Below are 17,594 nucleotides of genomic sequence, written 5' to 3'. Positions count from 1 at the left end.
AATCGAGCCAGTGGCGTCGCGCTGGAAACGCCTGGAAGTCTATTGATTTCAATAGGATTAAATGGCGCGCCCGAAGAGATTCGAACTCCTGACCCCCAGATTCGTAGTCTGGTGCTCTATCCAGCTGAGCTACGGGCGCGCATCAGGTCATGCTTTCCATGACCCCGCGATCCGATCCTCGAGGACCGGCCGCGAATGTGTGCAGTTCCCTAGCGACTGAATTCGCGAAAAGCAAGCCGATCCGGCAAAAGTTTTGTCGTCGATGCGTCATCCGCTGGATCCGGCCGGAAATCGGGTTGTTCGAAGCGGCATTCAGGGCGAAGGGGGCCGGACCGGTTTGCGGGCGAAACAGCGCCCAAGCCTGTCAGGCCGGGCGGCGCAGCCCGTTGCGGGCCTGGTCGAGCCGCACCGGTTGGTCGGGAATGGTGACGGCGAAGGTGGTGCGCCCGCCGATCGATTCGACCAGCTCCACCGTGCCGCCATGCGCGCGGATCAGTTCATGCGCGATCGCCAGACCAAGCCCGGTGCCGCCGCTGCGCGCAGACCCGCGGAACGCCGCGAACAGGTTCTCGCGTGCCTTCGGCGGCAGGCCGGGACCGGTGTCGGTCACGACGATGCGGCTGACGCTGCCCATGCGCTCGGCCGAAACCGCCAGCCGGCGCACCACGGCGCTCTCCATGTCCGCCGCCATCGCCTGCACGGCGTTGCGGCACAGATTGGTGAGCACGCGGAACAACTGGTCGGAATCGGCGTCCACCTCGAACGCCTTTTCGACCGCGTTGATGAACTCGATGCCTTCCTCGATGTCGAGCAGGCCGTGCACGTCCTCGACCAGCTGGCGCAGCCGCACGCGCCGGCGCGAAGGCGGCGGCTCCTGCGTGCGGCCGTAATGAAGCACGCCTTCCGAGTAGGAGACCGCACGGTCGAGCGCACGCAGGAGCTTCGGCGCGAAGGCCTGCACGGTCGGATCCTTGACCTGGCGCAGGCGGTCCGAAATTAGCTGCGCCGAGGCCAGGATGTTGCGCATGTCGTGGTTGATCTTCGACACGGCGAGGCCGAGGTCGGCCAGGTGCTTCTGCTCGGTCAGCATCTTCTGCAGCCGCTCCTGCATCTGCGACAGCTCGCGCTCGGCCACCCCGATCTCATCGGCGCGAGCGGCGGGATGAATGATCCGGCTGGGGTCGTCGGGGGCCTGCGAGAAGGACAGCATGGAGCGCGTCATGTTGCGGATCGGTCCGATCATGATCAGGTCGATCGCGGCATAGACCAGCATGGCCGTGAACAGCGAGATCAGCAGCGAGACGAAGGCGACGTTGCGCGAATAGATAAGCATCGCCTTGCGCAGGCTGTAGTCCGGCATGATCAGCTCGAACTCCTTGTCGCTGTCGCCGACCGGCCCGAAGACGCGCAGCATCCGGTTGCCGCCGAAAAACAGCGTGTCGAGCGCGCCGGTCATGCCCTTGACCATGCCGACGCTGGCGAGGTCGATGTGCTCGTCGACCTGCGGCGGCATATCGGCCACCACAAGCAGCCGCGACACGCCGCCGTCGCGCACCGCGATCGCCTTGGCGCCGATCGCCATAAGCACGTCGTTCTGCGCCGTGCGCGACAGCGAGGTCGGTTCGCCCTGCACCAGCACGATCGATACGGCAGCGGCGGTACTCAGCCGCTCCTTGAGCCAGGCCAGCCGGTAGCTGGCGATCCAGGGCAGGAAGATGAGCACCTCGGCCAAAAGCACGAAAACGATGGTCAACAGCAGCAGTTTTGTCGACAGGCCGCGCGACAAGGGTACGCTGCGGACGGCGGCTGGCGCTGGTCCTGTCCCTTCCTCGGCGTGCGTGGTTTCGCTCATGCGGTCCTGTCTTCACAATCGCTTGATCAGCCCAGATTAGGCGATTGCGGCTTTTTTGCCAATTTCCCCCTTGGTCGGAGAGATATAATTGCCGCCGAAAGTGCGCATCCCGGGCCCGGCGACACCGGCCCGGCACCGGCCCGGCACCGGATTGACTTCCAAAACCCTTCTTTCTATAAGCCCGCTCACGCTCGGGCCATTCGTCCCGGCGCGGTTTCGATCGCGCCAAAGCCGGCCCGGCAAAGCTCCTGTTACAGAGTGACAGAATCAAGAAGGGCCGCACCCCGCGGTATTAAAACAAATGAAGCGTACCTACCAACCGTCCAAACTCGTCCGCAAACGCCGGCACGGTTTCCGTGCCCGCATGGCCACCAAGGGTGGTCGCGGCGTCGTCGCAGCTCGCCGCAACCGCGGCCGCAAGCGGCTCAGCGCCTGAGCGAGACAAGATCGTTGCCCGCAACCGGCAAGCCAGTGGGACAAAATCCCAAGCGGCTTCTGAAACGCGCGGAATTCCTGGCCGTCCGCCGTGGTGAAAAACGTCGCGGGCGGCTTTTCCTCGTCGAGGTCCTCGACCGCGGCGACGGCGGCGCGCCGCGCGTCGGCTACACCGTCACCAAGAAGGTCGGCAACGCGGTCGTGCGCAACCGCGTCAGGCGGCGGCTGAAAGAGGCCGTGCGCACCCATGCGGCCGATGACATGATGCCCGGCAATGATTATGTCATCGTCGGGCGCGATGATGCGCTCCGCGCCCCGTTCGGCCAGTTGAAGGTCGAACTCTCCCGCCGACTTCGCGGAACACGATAGGCCAAGGGCTCTCGATGGAAAACAACCGAAACTTCTTCATCACCATCGCGCTGTCGGTGCTGATCCTGACCCTGTGGCAGGTCTTCTACATGAACCCGCGCGTCGAACAGCAGCGCGAGGCGGCGCGCGTCGAGCAGCAGCGCGTGGAAGAGCAGAAGAAGGCGGCAGAGACAGCCAATCCGGGCGCGGCAACGCCGGCACCGGCCGGCACCGCTCCCGGTGCCATCCTCAACGCGCCCGGCGGAGACACCGTCACCGCGGCCAGCCGCGACCAGGCGCTGGCGGCTTCGAAGCGCGTCAAGATCGATACGCCGAGCCTCGAAGGCTCGATCAACCTGACCGGCGCCCGTCTCGACGACCTCAAGCTCAAGCACTACACCGAAACCGTCGACAAGAATTCGCCCGAGATCGAACTGCTCAACCCTTCGGAGTTGCCCAGCGGCTACTTCGCCGAGATCGGCTTCGTCGGCAACGACAAGACGGGTACGGTACCGGGCGCGGATACGGTGTGGAACGTCGAAGGCAATCCGACGCTGACCCCGTCGACGCCGGTGACGCTGACTTACACCAGTGACAAGGGGCTGACCTTCAAGCGCACCTTCTCTGTGGACAGCGACTACATGTTCACCGTTTCCGACGAGGTGCGCAATTCGGGTTCGGCCCCGGTTACGCTGTCGAATTACGGCCGCGTCACGCGCTACGACAAGCCGGCAGTCGCCAGCACCTACGTGCTGCATGAAGGCCTGATCGGCTTCACCGGTGCGGAAGGCCTCCAGGAACACAAATACGCGTCCATCGAGAAGGACAAGGAAGTCAAGCCGGGCAAGTCGACGGACGGCTGGCTTGGCATTACCGACAAATATTGGGCGGTGACGGTGGTTCCGAGCGAGAAGCAGCCGTTTCAGCCGCGCTTCGGCTATTTCGTGGACGGCCGCCACCGCTACCAGTCCGACTTCCTCACCGACCCGATCAATGTCGAGGCCGGCCAGTCGGCAACCGTCGAGACCGAGGTCTTCGCCGGCGCCAAGGAAGTCGCCAAGATCAATGCCTATGCCGAAGACCGCCATATCAAGCGGTTCGACCTGCTGATCGACTGGGGCTGGTTCCACTTCATCACCAAGCCGATGTTCTGGCTTATCGACACGCTCTACAAATTCCTCGGCAATTTCGGCCTGGCGATCCTCGCCACCACCGTCATCGTCAAGGCCATCTTCTTCCCGCTCGCCAACAAGTCTTACGCGTCAATGGCGAACATGAAGAAGGTGCAGCCCAAGATGCTCGAGATCCGCGAGAAATACGCGGACGACAAGATGAAGCAGCAGCAGGCGATGATGGAGCTGTACAAGACCGAGAAGATCAATCCGCTCGCCGGCTGCTGGCCGGTGGCGCTGCAGATCCCGGTCTTCTTCTCGCTCTACAAGGTGCTCTACATCACCATCGAGATGCGCCATGCGCCGTTCTTCGGCTGGATCCAGGATCTGGCCGCGCCCGATCCGACCTCGATCTTCAACCTGTTCGGGCTGATCCCGATCACGCTTCCCCACATGCTGATGATCGGCGTCTGGCCGCTGATCATGGGCGTCACCATGTTCCTGCAGATGCGCATGAACCCGACGCCGCCGGATCCGACGCAGGCAGCCATCTTCACCTGGATGCCCGTCATCTTCACCTTCATGATGGCTGGGTTCCCGGCAGGCCTGGTCATCTACTGGGCCTGGAACAACACGCTGTCGATCCTCCAGCAAGGCGTGATCATGAAGCGCCAGGGCGCCAAGATCGAACTGTGGGACAATCTGCTAGCGCTGTTCCGCAAGAAACCGTCGCCAGCGGAATAGAGGCGCCGGCTCACGATTCAAAAAACCCGGCTCGTCCGGGTTTTTTCTTGTGCGCCGGCATCGGTCCACGTCCGCCCGCGATGGGCGAAACTGCAAACGCGCGGCACCGTCCGATCCGGCAAATGCGCTTGTCCACCATCGAAGACTCGCTCCCGGGGCGATTGGTGCTATACGGCGGATTACGCTACTTTGACGAGGTGTGCGCCGACGCGGGACGCGTCCGCCAGCCAATTCCCGGACGAACTGCCATGACCGGACCCAATCCCGACATCAAGCACCCGATCCCGATGCACACGCGCGTCGGCTTCCTCAAGGCGCTGGTGAGCGCGCCCAACATCGAGATCGGCGACTTCACCTATTATGACGATCCGGAAGGGCCGGATAAATTCGCCGAGAAATGCGTGCTGCACCACTATCCCTTCATCGGCGACAGGCTGATCATCGGCAAGTTCTGCGCCGTCGCCGAAGGTGCCCGCTTCATCATGAACGGCGCCAACCACGCCATGTCCGGTTTTTCGACCTATCCGTTCAACATTTTCGGCCATGGCTGGGAAAAGGGTTTCGACCCCGCCACATGGTCGAAGGAGGTGCGCGGCGACACGGTGGTCGGCAACGATGTCTGGATCGGCATGGAGGCAGTGATCCTGCCGGGGGTGCAAATCGGCCATGGCGCCATCGTCGCGGCGAAGTCCGTGGTCACGCACGACGTGCGTCCCTATGCCATCGTCGCCGGCAACGCGGCCAAGGTCGTCAAGATGCGTTTCGACGACAGGACGGTCCGGCGGCTGCTGGCGGTGGCCTGGTGGGACTGGCCGGTGGACAAGATCAGCCGCAACCTCGATGCCATCAGGGGCGCCGATATTTCTCTTCTGGAGACAGCAGCTTGAACGCTCAATACAGCACCACGATCGGCACGGACCTGTTTACCCGCGGGTGGATCTTCATCCGCGGCGTGCCCGCCATGAAGTTCCTGCCGCCGGAAGGGCCGCCGGAAATCGCCTTTGCCGGCCGCTCCAACGTCGGCAAGTCGTCGCTGATCAACGCTCTGGTCAACCAGAAGGGCCTGGCGCGCACCTCCAACACGCCGGGGCGCACGCAGGAACTCAATTATTTCGTGCCGGACGGATTTTCGGGGGAGGGCGCCGACCTGCCGCCAATGGCGCTGGTCGACATGCCGGGCTACGGCTATGCCACCGCGCCCAAGGAAAAGGTCGACGATTGGACGAAGCTGGTCTTCGACTATCTCAAGGGCCGTGTCACGCTGAAGCGGGTTTATGTGCTGATCGACGCCCGCCACGGCATCAAGGCCAAGGACGACGAGGTGCTGTCGCTGCTCGACAAGGCGGCGGTTTCGTACCAGGTCGTGCTGACCAAGACCGACAAGATCAAGGCCGCCGGCGTTCCGCGGCTGATTGAGGAGACGCTTGCCAAGATCAAGAAGCGACCGGCGGCGTTTCCTTTCGTGCTGGCGACGTCATCGGAAAAGGCCGAGGGCCTGGAGGAACTGCGCGCCGCGATCGTGCTCGCGGCCAATGGCGGCTAGCGGCACAAAAAGCCGGGTTAAGCCTTCGCCTCCAGGGCGATCATCTTATGGCTTTCCTCCGCGGCAAGCATTTCGGTGCCATAGGCCTTCAGGAACATGTCGACGCCCGACCTGACGATATGGTCGATTTCGTCCTGGTTCGGAGCCTTGGCGCGATAGGCGAAGATGCACTGCCGGAAAAGACCGGCCAGGCAGAGTTCTGTGAACTGATAGGCGGCAAGGTCGACATCGTCGATCTTGAGCAGGCCACGGTCGATGGCGGCATTGAGGAAGGTCACGACCTTGTCGTGGCCGCGTTTGGGGCCGCGTTCGTAAAACCGCGCGCCCATGTCGGGTATCCTGTCGGAGGCGCCGATCACCGTGCGCTGGGCCTGGATGACCTTGGCCGAGGTGATCTTCATGGACAGGACCTTGCCGAATTTCACCAGCGTCTCGCGCAGGTCGTCGGCACGGTCGAGCACGTCATACATGTTCTTGAAGATCGTGCCGCGCTCTTCCTCGATCAGCGCCTCGAACAGCTCTTCCTTGTTGGCGAAGTAGACATAGATGGTGCCTTTCGAAACGCCGGCTTCCCGCGTGATGTCGTTCATCGAGGCCGCCTCAAAGCCCTTGTCGATAAAGACCCGGCGGGCGCCATCGATGATCTGGCTGCGCTTGACCGGATCCTGTCCGGCTGCCGGGCGGCCGCGGCGCAAGCCGTCCAGCAGGTCGCCGCAATTGTCGTTTTCGACGTCGGGCGTTGTGTCGGCCATTAAAGTCACACCTCGAAAATAATTCGAACCAAGCGGTTCGATTGCCTCTTGATATGGTCCTCTTTAGGCGCTATGTCAACGGCCGGATCGAACCGAACGGTTCAGTATTATAACTTAGAGAGATGTCATGTCCTCGAACGCGCCGTCCACCGCCGAAGTCCGTCCCTTCCCCAACGCCAAGGTCGCCCCGGCGACGGAAGCACCGGAAGTTCCCGTCCACCCAGTCGCCGCGCCGCCTCTGGCGGAAACTCCGGCGAAGAAGAAGCGTTCCGTGCGCTCTTTCCTGCTGCCGATCATCGGCGTCGCCCTGCTCGGCGCCGGCGCCTGGTACGGCTACGATTACTGGACCACCGGCCGTTTCATGATTTCGACCGACGACGCCTATGTCCAGGCCGACATGGCTTTCATTTCGCCCAAGATCTCCGGCTATGTCGATCAGGTCAAGGTCAGCGAGAACCAGCAGGTCAAGGCCGGCGATCCCCTGCTGACGGTCGATGACGGTGATTACAAAATAGCGGTCGCCCAGGCCGAGGCGCAGATCGCCACGCTGGCCAGGACGCTCGATCGCATCGATGCGCAGACCAAGGCGGCGCAGGCCTCCTTGCAGCAGGCGCAGGCCGCCAAGACCGCCGACCAGGCCGCGGCGGCCAATGCCGCGCGCGCCCAGCAGCGCGCCGCGCAACTGCTCAAGACCCATGTCGGTACGCAGGCGCAACTCGACGACGCCCAGACGGCGCTCGACCAGGCCAACGCCGCTCTCGTCGGCGCCGACGCACAGATCGCCGCAGCACAGGCCAATATCGGCGTGCTGGAGGCGCAGCGTGCTGAATCGGCAAGCACGCTGGCATCCTTGCAGCTCAGCCGCGACAAGGCCGCGCGCGACCTTTCCTTCACGGTGCTCAAGGCGCCCTATGACGGTGTCGTCGGCAACCGTTCCGTCGAGCAGGGCGACCTCGTGAGCCCCGGCCAGAAGCTCGCCGTCATCGTCCCGATGAACAAGCTCTACATCGTCGCCAACTTCAAGGAGACCCAGCTTGCCCGGCTGGTGCCCGGCGAAAAGGTCAGGATTTCGGTCGATGCCATCGACGGCGAGCCCATCGAGGGCACCGTCTCCTCGCTGGCGCCGGCCTCGGGTGCCGTGTTCTCGCTGCTGCCGCCGGAAAACGCCACCGGCAACTTCACCAAAGTGGTGCAGCGCGTCCCGGTCCGCATCGACGTGCCGGCCGATGCCCTGAAGAGCGGCAGGCTGCGCGCCGGCTTGAGCGTCGTTGTCGCCGTCGACAGCCGCACCGCGCCGGCCGCGACCAACTGAGCGCGCTCCGGGGAGCAACGCCATGGCTACCGCAACCCTGACCGCAGGAGCGCCGCCGGCGAGGCCGGCTGTGCCTGACACCATCTCGACGCGGCGCGTCATAGCCTTCCTGGCGATGGTGTTCGGCATGTTCATGGCCATCCTGGACATCCAGATCGTCTCGGCCTCGCTGGCCGAGATCCAGGCTGGCCTGAGCGCCAGTTCCGACGAGATCCCTTGGGTGCAGACGGCCTATCTGATTGCCGAGGTGGTCATGATCCCCCTGTCCGGCTTTCTCAGCCGGATGCTGTCGACGCGCGTTCTGTTCACAATTTCGGCGGCGGGTTTTACCGCCGCCAGCGCGCTCGCTGCGACCGCTACCAACATCGACCAGATGATCGTCTATCGCGCCATCCAGGGCTTTATCGGCGGCGGCATGATCCCCAGCGTCTTCGCGGCCGCCTTCACCATCTTCCCGCCGTCGCGCCGTGCCGTCGTGTCGCCGATGATCGGCCTGGTGGCCACCCTGGCGCCGACAATCGGCCCGACCGTCGGCGGCTATATCAGCCACGCAATGTCCTGGCACTGGCTGTTCCTCGTCAATGTCGTGCCCGGCATTCTGGTGACGACGGCGGCCTGGTCGCTGATCGACTTCGACAAGCCCAACCTCAAGCTGTTCTCGAAGTTCGACTGGTGGGGCCTTGCCGGCATGGCGGCGTTCCTCGGCTGCATGGAATATGTGCTCGAGGAAGGCCCGAACAATGATTGGCTGCAGGATCAGGCGGTGTTCATCTGCGCCGTCGTCATGACCTTCGGCGCGGTGCTGTTCTTCTGGCGGGTGTTCACCGCCGAGGAGCCGATCGTCGATCTCAAGGCGTTCAGCAATATCAACTTCGCCTTCGGCTCGCTGTTCTCCTTCGTCATCGGCATCGGGCTTTACGGTCTCACCTATCTCTACCCCGTGTTCCTCGGACGCATCCGCGGCTACGATTCCATGATGATCGGCGAGGCGCTGTTCGTCAGCGGCCTGGCGATGTTCTTCACCGCACCGGTCTCGGGCATCCTGTCGAACAAGATGGACCCGCGCCTGATGATGATGATCGGCTTCTTCGGCTTTGCCACCGGAACATGGTGGATGACGCATTTGACCGCCGACTGGGATTTCTACGAGCTGCTCATCCCGCAGATCCTGCGCGGCTGTTCGATGATGCTGTGCATGGTGCCGATCAACAACATCGCGCTCGGCACGCTGCCGCCCGAGCGGCTGAAGAATGCATCGGGCCTGTTCAACCTGACCCGCAATCTCGGCGGTGCCGTCGGCCTCGCCCTGATCAACACGGTGCTGATCGACCGCAACGCCTTCCACTATGCAAGGCTCTCCGAGCACGTGCAGTGGGGAAGTGCGGCCGCGCAGCAGAAGCTTCAGAACATGACGCTCAATTTCGAGCAGACCGCCGGCCTGGATGCGGCCAGCGCGGCGATCTCGAAATTGTCGGGCATGGTCCAGCAGCAGGCGGCGCTGCTGTCCTTCATGGACGTGTTCTACATGCTGACGGTGCTGTTCGCGACGCTTGGCCTGTTCACCATGATGATCCGCAAACCGGCGGCCGCCGGCGGTGGTGGCGGCGGGCACTGACACCAGGGCAATACCGGAGAAACGATTTGCGTCCTGAATCGCGCTGGAAGCAAGCAAACACGGGCAGCCGCTTCGGGAAGCTCCTCCAGTCCACGCCCGAAATGACTGACCGCTAAAAAACTCCGGGTCGCAAGCCCGGAGTTTTTTCATATCGCGGCCGCATGGTCTCAGGCTGTGGCGGGCTTGAAGCTCAGCGCCACGCCGTTGATGCAGTGACGCAGCCCGGTCGGCGGCGGGCCGTCGTCGAAGACATGGCCCAGATGGCCGCCGCAGCGGCGGCAGTGGACTTCGGTGCGAGTCATGCCGAGCGACCGGTCCTGCGTCTTGCCGACGGCGTTGGCGATCTCCTGCCAGAAACTCGGCCAGCCGGTGCCGGAATCGAACTTCGTCTCGGAGGAGTAAACCGGCAGGTCGCAGCCGGCGCAGGCGAAGACGCCCTTGCGGTGCTCGTTGAGCAATGGGCTGGTGCCGGGATATTCGGTGCCTTCCTTGCGCAGCACGTCGAAGGCCGCGGGAGACAGGATCGCGCGCCATTCGGCATCGGTCTTGGTGACTTCGAAGGTCTCCGCCGCACGTGCATCCTGCGATCCGCCCATGCGCAGCAGAGATGCCGTGCCGGCGACCACGCCGATGGCGGCGGCGCCGCTCAAGAGAAAGTCGCGACGGTTCATGGCCAATCCTCCTGCTATCTGTTTGCCACATTCAACGCTCGGCTGAAAATCAAAAGCCGTTGAGGGCCGAACGTTACCCGCACCAGCCTCCTGGATGGAGCCACAGTGCGGAGCGGACGCCTGCCGGCGCAACGCGTGTACGAAGTCGCGCACCGGCAGGAGAGCCTTGCTGCCTGTTCGCCGGCAGCGAGCCGTATGTTACATCTTCGGCAAAAGAACCTTGTCGATGACGTGGATGACGCCATTGGACTGCCTGACGTCGGCAATCGTCACATGGGCGACATTGCCGTTCTCGTCCGTGACGGTGACCTTGCCCTTGTCGGCCTTGAGCGTCAGCTCGCAGCCGCCGGCGGTCTTGACCACATGCGCGCCGCCGTCGGCCTTGGCCATCTTGGCGACGTCGGCGGCCATCGCTTTCGCCGCGATCACATGGCAGGTCAGGACCTTGGTCAGCTTGTCCTTGTTCTCGGGCTTGAGCAGCGTTTCGACCGTGCCGGCCGGAAGTGCTGCAAAGGCCTCGTTGGTGGGAGCGAAGACGGTGAAGGGCCCGGCGCCCTGCAGCGTGTCGACCAGGCCCGCTGTCTTGACGGCAGCGACCAGCGTCGTGTGGTCCTTCGAATTGACGGCGTTCTCGATGATGTTCTTCTTGGCGTACATGGGTGCGCCCCCGACCATCGGATTGGCGGCATAGGCGATGGTGCCGAGCGCTGAGAGGCCGATCGTACCGGCGAGCAAAAGGGTGGCGAATTTACGCATGATGTAAGTCTCCTCGGGTTGTTTTCCCCATCATTGGGAACGCGAGGAGATACGGGCCATGAAAAACTTAGTTTCGCTTTCTATGAAAGAATTCTTTTCTTCCGAATGAGGTCCAGTGATTTCGGTGGATAGGCTGATCCAACCGCGGGAATTTGGTCCGCGGTTATCCTTGCAAAAATAGACTTCACTATTTTGTAAGGCGACGGTCCGGGCGGGGAGCCATCAGATGCCCTTCAGGTCGCCTGCCGCGACCACCGGTCCCGTCGGCTGTCCGGTCGGCGAACCGCCTGAAGGCTCGAGGCTGACCGCCAGCACGGCGCCCTGCGCAAGTTTCTGCTGCACGGCCGGCGAAACCGCCACATGCGCAGCCTTCCCGGCCGGGATGACGCCCATCGAAACCGGCGCGTTCTTGCCCACGATCACCCACAGTTCGAAGTCCTTGCCGGAGGCCCGCTCACCGGAAACGTGCGACAGGCCGACTTCATGATGCGCCGCGTCATAGACGACGAGGTATCTGACGTCGCTGCCTTCGGCGGCCAGCGAGGCGACAAGCTGTGGTTGTTGGAGCGGCGGGTTGATGAAAGGCAAGGCGATGTAGATCGCCAGCGCCGCGATGGCGGCGGCGGCAAGGCCGCGCCAGAAGGCAAGGCTCGACCATAGGCCGGCGCGAGGCTGCGAGGCGAACAGCCGGCGATCGATCGCCTCCTTGACCCTGATCGGAGGTTCTGTCCCGGGATAGGCGACGGCCAAGGGCGAAAAATGGGCCTCCCAGGCATCGACAAGCCGAGCGAATGCGGCGTCGCCATCGATGCGGCGGGACGCAATCTGGCGTTCTTCCGCTGTCAGGACGCCAAGAACGTATTCGGCGGCGAACAGGTCGTCGCCTCCACGTTCCGGTCCGTCGTCGTCCACCAGCGTCATCTTTCCAGACACTCTCTGAGCTTCAGCAGGCTGCGTCGCAGCCAGGTTCGCATCGTGTTCAGCGGCACGCCGTGACGCTCCGCCAGTTCGGCATAGCTCTCGCCGTTCAGATAGGCGCCCCGGACAGCCGCTGCCCGTCCCTTTTCCAATTCCTCGAGACAATGGTGGATGCGCTCGGACTCGCCACCTGCCACGGTCATGGCCTCTGGTCCCGGCGCCGGATCGGCCACATCGAGCGCGGCATCGATGTAGGCGGCAGGTTCCCGCCGCGCCCTGATACGATCGATCGCATGGTTGCGCGCGATGGCCACCAGCCAGGAAATCGGGCTTAGATCCGAGACGGCGAAACGGTCCGCCTTCGTCCATATCTTGACGAAGACCTCCTGAAGCGCCTCTTCGGCATCTCCCCGGTCCTTCAATACACGAAGGCAAACACCGAAAAGTTTCGCGCTGGTCTGCCGGTACAGCAGATCGAACGAAGCCCGGTCCTTCATCGAAGTCCGGACAATCAGATTGCTGATCTCCTGTGGCGTCATGTCGGCAAATTAGGGGATTGCGATGTATTTGCAACGGCGCAAATTTCCGTACACCCAAAGCTTTCCGCACCGCGCCGCACTCGTTCCATCGCTCGATTGCCAACGGATTGGCCGCTGGTTACCTTGCCTGGATCGGGGGAGCGCGCATGTCGGTCGAACGAGTGCTGTGGGAAGAAGACGCCACCGGCCTTGCCACGTTGGTGCGCAAGGGCGAGGTTTCGCCGGTCGAACTGGTCGACGCGGCGATCGCGCGCGCCGAGGCCAGCCGGCCTGAAATCAATGCCACGGCCGAGACACTCTACGATGCGGCGCGCAGCCGGGCGAAGGGCATCGATCGTTCCCTACCGCTGGCCGGCGTGCCCTTCGCCATCAAGGATCTCGGCATCGCCATCAAGGGCGTGCCGTCGCATGGCGGCAGCCGCATCCCCGCCTGGATGCCCGAGGTCAGTTCGGTGCTGACCGAACGCTATCTCGCCGCCGGACTGACACCCATCGTCACCTCGACATCGCCCGAACACGGGCTGCGGCTGATGACCGAATCAAAAGCCTTCGGCATCACCCGCAATCCCTGGAACACCGGCCACACCAGCGGCGGCTCGTCCGGCGGCGCTGCGGCACTGGTCGCCGCCGGCGTCGTGCCGGTGGCGCATGCCTCAGATGGCGGCGGCTCGATCCGCGTGCCTTCTGCCTGCACCGGGCTGGTCGGTCTCAAGACCTCGCGCGGCCGCGTCCCGCTGTCGCCATTGGTGAGCGAAAGCTGGTACGGCATGGTGGTCGACCATGCCGTCACCCGCTCGGTGCGCGATTGCGCCCTGCTGCTTGACCTCACCCATGGCCCCGACCCGCTCGCACCCTATGTCGCGCCGCCGCCGAAGGGTGCGTTCGCCGCGGCTGCCGCCCGCGATCCCGGCAAGCTCAAGCTCGCAATGTACCGGAACTCTCCGCTCGGCCTGCCGATTTCGGCCGAGACGCTGAAAGCGCTCGATACCGCGGTGGCGCTCGCCCGCGAGGGCGGCCACAGCGTCGAGGAAATCGATTTGCCCTCCATCGGTCGCGACTTCTTCGCCGATTTCTGCAGAACGGTTGCCTCGGCTGTCGCAGGCATGTTGCGGGCCGAGGCGGTGCGCGTCGGCCGCACCGTCACCGGCGACATCGAGCGCGCGACGCGGGTGCTCGGCCGACTGGGCGAAATGGTCTCGGCCGGCGAGACCTATGCCGGCTTGCAGCGGCTGCATGCCGCCTCGCGGCAACTGATTGCGGAGACGGCGCGTTACGACGCCGTGCTGATGCCTGTTATCGCCCACCCGCCGCTCGCTTGCGGTGCGATGGACCCGAAGGGTGCCGACGAGCTCATCGAGAATATGCTCGACAAGCTTCGCCTCACGGCGCTGCTCAGGATCGAACCGCTGTTCGGCCAGTTGATGGACAAGAGCCTGTGGTTCACTCACTGGCCGGCGATCCAGAATGTCAGCGGCCAGCCTTCCATCGCGCTCCCTGTTTACGTCACCGAAGCCGGCCTGCCGCTCGGCGTCCAGGCCGCGGGCCGCCCCGGTGACGAGGAGACGCTTTTGTCCCTGGCCGCGCAGATGGAGAAGATCTCCGGTTGGCTTGGCCGCAGGGCGCCGCTTATGGTGCCTTAAGTGATGACGAGGTCGTGAGCCGCCCGAATATGACAGCAAAGCCGTTTGCGGCCCGCGTCAATTCCCGCTAAGACGCCGCCGTCTTTACCTGATGCATGTCGCCAAAAATGCGCAGCGGTTTTGGGGCAACGACAGGCATGAAATCAAAAGCCAGGGAACCACGCCGATGACGGACATCGCCGCCACCGCCGAAATGCAGGCCGCCCTGCTGTCGCGGGCGCTGCCCTACATGCAGCGCTACGAGAACAAGACGGTGGTGGTGAAATATGGCGGCCACGCCATGGGCGACAGCGAACTCGGCAAAGCCTTCGCGCGCGACATCGCGCTGTTGAAACAGTCCGGCGTCAACCCGATCGTCGTCCATGGCGGCGGGCCGCAGATCGGCGCCATGCTCAACAAGATGGGCATTGAATCCAAATTCGAGGGCGGCCTGCGCGTCACCGACCAGAAGACGGTCGAGATCGTCGAGATGGTGCTGGCGGGCTCTATCAACAAGGAGATCGTCGCACTCATCAACGCCGAGGGCGAATGGGCGATCGGCCTGTGCGGCAAGGACGGCAACATGGTGTTCGCCGAAAAGGCGCGCAAGACCATGATCGACCCGGACTCCAACATCGAGCGCGTGCTCGATCTCGGCTTCGTCGGCGAGCCGGTCGAGGTCGACCGCACGCTGCTCGACCTTCTGGCGCGCTCCGAGATGATCCCGGTGCTGGCACCTGTGGCGCCCGGCCGCGATGGTCACACCTACAACATCAATGCCGATACCTTCGCCGGCGCCATCGCCGGCGCCTGCAAGGCCTCGCGTCTTCTGTTCCTCACCGATGTGCCGGGCGTGCTCGACAAGGACAAGAAGCTGATCGACGAGCTGACGGTCGCCGAGGCCAAGGCGCTGATCAAGGACGGCACGGTGTCGGGCGGCATGATCCCGAAGGTCGAGACCTGCATCGAGGCGATCGAGCGCGGCGTCGAAGGCGTCGTCATCCTCAACGGCAAGACGCCGCATTCGGTGCTGCTTGAACTGTTCACCGAGCACGGCGCCGGCACGCTGATCGTGCCCTGACATTTGTGGGCTGTCGCGCCGGACGCTAGTCCGGTAGAGCGGCGATCGCCACGATCTCGATGACGAGATCGGGATGCGCAAGTGCGGCAACCCCGATTACCTCCGATGGCGGCGGATTGTTGTAGCTGCAGTGCTTCGGGCAGTGCGCGGCGAAGAATTCGTCCATGACGTCCAGCCGGAAATTGGGGGAACTCAGAACGCCGCCGTCCGGAAATGGTCCTTTGACATATTGGGTGATCTTGACGAGATGCTCGAGCGAGCTGCCAAGCTCCTCCAGGTCCGATTTGATGGTCGTCAAAATGGAGCGCCATTGCGTCGCCGCGTCCCCGACGGCGCCACCTTTGCCCGTCGACGGGTCGTAATCTTCGGCCGTGCCCGCATTGCCGGCGAGAAAGACATAGCCCCTGGCGCCGCTGACGACGGTGCCTTTTCCCCAAGGCATCAGCCGGCCCTCTTTCATCTTTTTATGGGTGACAAGCTCCATCGCTTCCTCCTGCCGGACACCCTCTGCTTCCAGGAAGTAGCGCGCAGCCTGATAACGGCCAGCGTGAAAAAGTCAGGCGCGGTGCGAATGCATGGCCGCGAGCACGGCAGGTTTCCATGCCGTCCGTTCGAACACCATCGATTGCTCTTCCGCGTCCTGTGGCGCGCTCCGGAAATCGGCCATCTTTCATCCGGCCATCGCGCGTCAGAAATCCCTAGACTCGCGGACCAGAGCCGCCGTCCATCTCCGTATACCAGCGCATGGAGAACGAGCTTCATGGCGGGACCTCTTCATGGGTGATCCGCCCATGCTGGCCGGCGCCATCACCGCCGCAGATGTCCGAGCGGCACGTGGCCGGGTCCCTTGATGTTCTGCAGCACGAGCTGCGTGTGGACGTCGCGCACACCGTCGAGCCGCATCAGCCGGTGCATGACGAAGGCGTTGAGTTCGTCGACCGACGGCACCATGACATGCAGCAGGAAGTCGTGGTCGCCGGTCATCGTCCAGCAGGATGATACCTCGTCCATGCGTTGGACCGCGGCGATGAAACTCTCGGGCGAACCGTCGCTGTGGCTGACCAGCCGCACCTGGATGAACACCTCGACCGTCAGGCCGACGGCACGGCGGCTGAGCACGGCGGCAAAGCCCTTGATGATGCCGGCCTCCTGCAGCGCCTCGAAGCGCCGCGCGCAAGGTGTCGTCGACAGGCCGATCTCCTGCGCCAGTTCGGAGACCGGCTTGCGTCCGTCGCGCTGGAGGATATCGAGCATCTTGATCTCGAAATCGTCGAATTGAGGCATTTTCACTCCGCTATGGCATATTCCGAGTGGATGTTATCCAAAAATCCTCATTCCGGCCATCACCAAAACCGATTTGCCTCCGCAAGTCCGGTTAACTTCGGGCACATCCGGAATTCAAGATTGGCGAGGAGAAAACCATGACGACAATGAGCGTTGCCGAATATGCCCGCGACTGCGCGGCTCAAGGGTTGCGCGGCGACTACTCGGTCTGCCGTGCCGATTTCACCGTGGCGCAAGGCTATGACTACAGCGCCGAGGAACAGGCGGTCTGGCGCACACTGTGCGACCGCCAGACGAAACTGACGCGCAAGCTCGCCCACCATTCCTATCTCGACGGCGTCGACAAGCTCGGCCTGCTCGACCGCATCCCGGACTTCGACGAAGTCAGTGCCAAGTTGCGTAAGCTGACTGGCTGGGAGATCGTCGCCGTGCCAGGGCTCATCCCGGCCGCGCCCTTCTTCGACCATCTCGCCAGCCGCCGTTTCCCCGTCACCAACTGGCTGCGGACGCAGCAGGAGCTCGACTACATCGTCGAACCCGACATGTTCCATGATTTCTTCGGACATGTGCCTGTGCTGTCGCAGCCGGTCTTCGCCGACTTCATGCAGATGTATGGCCAGAAGGCCGGCGACATCATCGCGCTGGGCGGCGACGAAATGATCAGCCGGCTCTACTGGTACACGGCCGAATACGGCCTCATGCAGGAGAGTGGTCAGCCGCTGAAGGCCTTCGGCGCCGGCCTGATGTCATCCTTCACGGAGTTGCAGTTCGCGGTCGAAAGCAAGGATGCGCACCATGCGCCTTTCGACCTGGAAACGGTGATGCGCACGGGCTACGAAATCGACAAGTTCCAGCGCGTCTATTTCGTGCTGCCGTCCTTCGACGCGCTGCGCGACACATTCCAGACCGCCGATTTCGCGGCGATCGTCGCTCGCCGCATGGGCGAGCCCGCACTCGACCCGGCGACTGTGTAGCCGGATTTGGATGGGCAGGGGCGAGCGAAACCTCGCCCT

General features: G+C 63.5%; 18 protein-coding genes and 1 tRNA gene. 10 read left to right on the top strand and 9 right to left on the bottom strand.

Annotated elements, in window-relative coordinates:
* Window positions 1-62 precede the first annotated feature (62 nt).
* Window positions 63-139, bottom strand: a tRNA-Arg gene (locus FJ986_RS06115).
* A 225-nt stretch (window positions 140-364) separates the two neighbouring features.
* Complete coding sequence (locus FJ986_RS06110; RefSeq protein WP_140673696.1) at window positions 365-1,852, bottom strand: HAMP domain-containing sensor histidine kinase; 1,488 nt, start codon at window positions 1,850-1,852, stop codon at window positions 365-367.
* Window positions 1,853-2,153: 301 nt separating this feature from the next.
* On the opposite strand from FJ986_RS06110, the gene rpmH reads away from it, so the two are divergent.
* The 5 genes from rpmH to yihA all read left to right on the top strand — a co-directional run bounded on the left by rpmH (window position 2,154) and on the right by yihA (window position 6,034).
* Window positions 2,154-2,288 (top strand): 50S ribosomal protein L34, encoded by a 135-nt coding sequence (gene rpmH, locus FJ986_RS06100; RefSeq protein WP_008833937.1) that lies wholly within the window; start codon window positions 2,154-2,156, stop codon window positions 2,286-2,288.
* Window positions 2,289-2,302: 14 nt separating this feature from the next.
* Entirely contained in the window at window positions 2,303-2,656 is a 354-nt protein-coding gene (gene rnpA / locus FJ986_RS06095) for a ribonuclease P protein component (protein ID WP_140673694.1), read from the top strand.
* Window positions 2,657-2,670: 14 nt separating this feature from the next.
* Window positions 2,671-4,491, top strand: coding sequence for a membrane protein insertase YidC (gene yidC, locus FJ986_RS06090; protein WP_140673692.1), 1,821 nt, complete (start codon window positions 2,671-2,673; stop codon window positions 4,489-4,491).
* A 248-nt stretch (window positions 4,492-4,739) separates the two neighbouring features.
* Window positions 4,740-5,378, top strand: coding sequence for a CatB-related O-acetyltransferase (locus tag FJ986_RS06085; protein ID WP_140673690.1), 639 nt, complete (start codon window positions 4,740-4,742; stop codon window positions 5,376-5,378).
* Window positions 5,375-6,034 carry a ribosome biogenesis GTP-binding protein YihA/YsxC gene (gene yihA / locus FJ986_RS06080; RefSeq protein WP_140491494.1) on the top strand — a complete coding sequence of 220 codons (660 nt, stop codon included), beginning with the start codon at window positions 5,375-5,377 and terminating at the stop codon, window positions 6,032-6,034. The genes FJ986_RS06085 and yihA overlap by 4 nt, the downstream gene beginning before the upstream one ends.
* A 17-nt stretch (window positions 6,035-6,051) precedes the next feature.
* Here yihA and FJ986_RS06075 read toward each other — a convergent pair whose 3' ends face one another.
* A complete protein-coding gene (locus tag FJ986_RS06075) occupies window positions 6,052-6,786 on the bottom strand; it encodes a TetR/AcrR family transcriptional regulator (RefSeq protein ID WP_140514299.1) in 735 nt (244 codons plus the stop codon).
* Between the two features lie 127 nt (window positions 6,787-6,913).
* Here FJ986_RS06075 and FJ986_RS06070 point away from each other — a divergent pair, with 127 nt between their 5' ends.
* Both FJ986_RS06070 and FJ986_RS06065 read left to right on the top strand, forming a co-directional pair.
* Window positions 6,914-8,098 (top strand): HlyD family secretion protein, encoded by a 1,185-nt coding sequence (locus tag FJ986_RS06070; RefSeq protein WP_140563669.1) that lies wholly within the window; start codon window positions 6,914-6,916, stop codon window positions 8,096-8,098.
* 22 nt (window positions 8,099-8,120) lie between these two features.
* The gene (locus FJ986_RS06065) at window positions 8,121-9,713 is read left to right on the top strand and encodes a DHA2 family efflux MFS transporter permease subunit (RefSeq protein ID WP_140491487.1); all 1,593 of its coding nucleotides are present in this window, start codon (window positions 8,121-8,123) and stop codon (window positions 9,711-9,713) included.
* Between the two features lie 167 nt (window positions 9,714-9,880).
* Here the strand turns inward: FJ986_RS06065 and msrB are convergent, their stop codons facing one another.
* From msrB to FJ986_RS06045, 4 genes are all read right to left on the bottom strand, one after another.
* Entirely contained in the window at window positions 9,881-10,384 is a 504-nt protein-coding gene (gene msrB, locus FJ986_RS06060) for a peptide-methionine (R)-S-oxide reductase MsrB (RefSeq protein WP_140491485.1), read from the bottom strand.
* A gap of 198 nt (window positions 10,385-10,582) precedes the next feature.
* Window positions 10,583-11,140, bottom strand: coding sequence for a fasciclin domain-containing protein (locus FJ986_RS06055; RefSeq protein ID WP_140673688.1), 558 nt, complete (start codon window positions 11,138-11,140; stop codon window positions 10,583-10,585).
* 222 nt (window positions 11,141-11,362) lie between these two features.
* The gene (locus FJ986_RS06050) at window positions 11,363-12,061 is read right to left on the bottom strand and encodes an anti-sigma factor (protein WP_140524237.1); all 699 of its coding nucleotides are present in this window, start codon (window positions 12,059-12,061) and stop codon (window positions 11,363-11,365) included.
* The gene (locus tag FJ986_RS06045) at window positions 12,058-12,597 is read right to left on the bottom strand and encodes a sigma-70 family RNA polymerase sigma factor (RefSeq protein ID WP_140662446.1); all 540 of its coding nucleotides are present in this window, start codon (window positions 12,595-12,597) and stop codon (window positions 12,058-12,060) included. The genes FJ986_RS06050 and FJ986_RS06045 overlap by 4 nt, the downstream gene beginning before the upstream one ends.
* Window positions 12,598-12,743: 146 nt before the next feature.
* Here FJ986_RS06045 and FJ986_RS06040 point away from each other — a divergent pair, with 146 nt between their 5' ends.
* Both FJ986_RS06040 and argB read left to right on the top strand, forming a co-directional pair.
* Complete coding sequence (locus FJ986_RS06040; protein WP_140524235.1) at window positions 12,744-14,237, top strand: amidase; 1,494 nt, start codon at window positions 12,744-12,746, stop codon at window positions 14,235-14,237.
* 166 nt (window positions 14,238-14,403) lie between these two features.
* Entirely contained in the window at window positions 14,404-15,297 is an 894-nt protein-coding gene (argB, locus tag FJ986_RS06035) for an acetylglutamate kinase (protein WP_140491474.1), read from the top strand.
* 25 nt (window positions 15,298-15,322) lie between these two features.
* On the opposite strand, the gene FJ986_RS06030 is transcribed toward argB, so the two are convergent.
* Together FJ986_RS06030 and FJ986_RS06025 are read right to left on the bottom strand one after the other, a co-directional pair.
* Window positions 15,323-15,781: a RidA family protein gene (locus FJ986_RS06030; RefSeq protein WP_140673686.1), complete on the bottom strand. Its 459-nt coding sequence runs from the start codon at window positions 15,779-15,781 to the stop codon at window positions 15,323-15,325.
* A gap of 323 nt (window positions 15,782-16,104) precedes the next feature.
* Window positions 16,105-16,581, bottom strand: coding sequence for an Lrp/AsnC family transcriptional regulator (locus tag FJ986_RS06025; protein ID WP_140491470.1), 477 nt, complete (start codon window positions 16,579-16,581; stop codon window positions 16,105-16,107).
* Window positions 16,582-16,718: 137 nt separating this feature from the next.
* Here FJ986_RS06025 and phhA point away from each other — a divergent pair, with 137 nt between their 5' ends.
* Window positions 16,719-17,555, top strand: a complete 837-nt coding sequence (phhA, locus tag FJ986_RS06020; protein WP_140514307.1) for a phenylalanine 4-monooxygenase — start codon at window positions 16,719-16,721, stop codon at window positions 17,553-17,555.
* Window positions 17,556-17,594 lie beyond the last annotated feature (39 nt).

The organism is Mesorhizobium sp. B1-1-1 (assembly GCF_006442955.1).
Taxonomy (GTDB): domain Bacteria; phylum Pseudomonadota; class Alphaproteobacteria; order Rhizobiales; family Rhizobiaceae; genus Mesorhizobium.
Note: the sequence above shows the minus strand (reverse complement) of the source record. Positions and strands in the feature narration are given on the sequence as shown.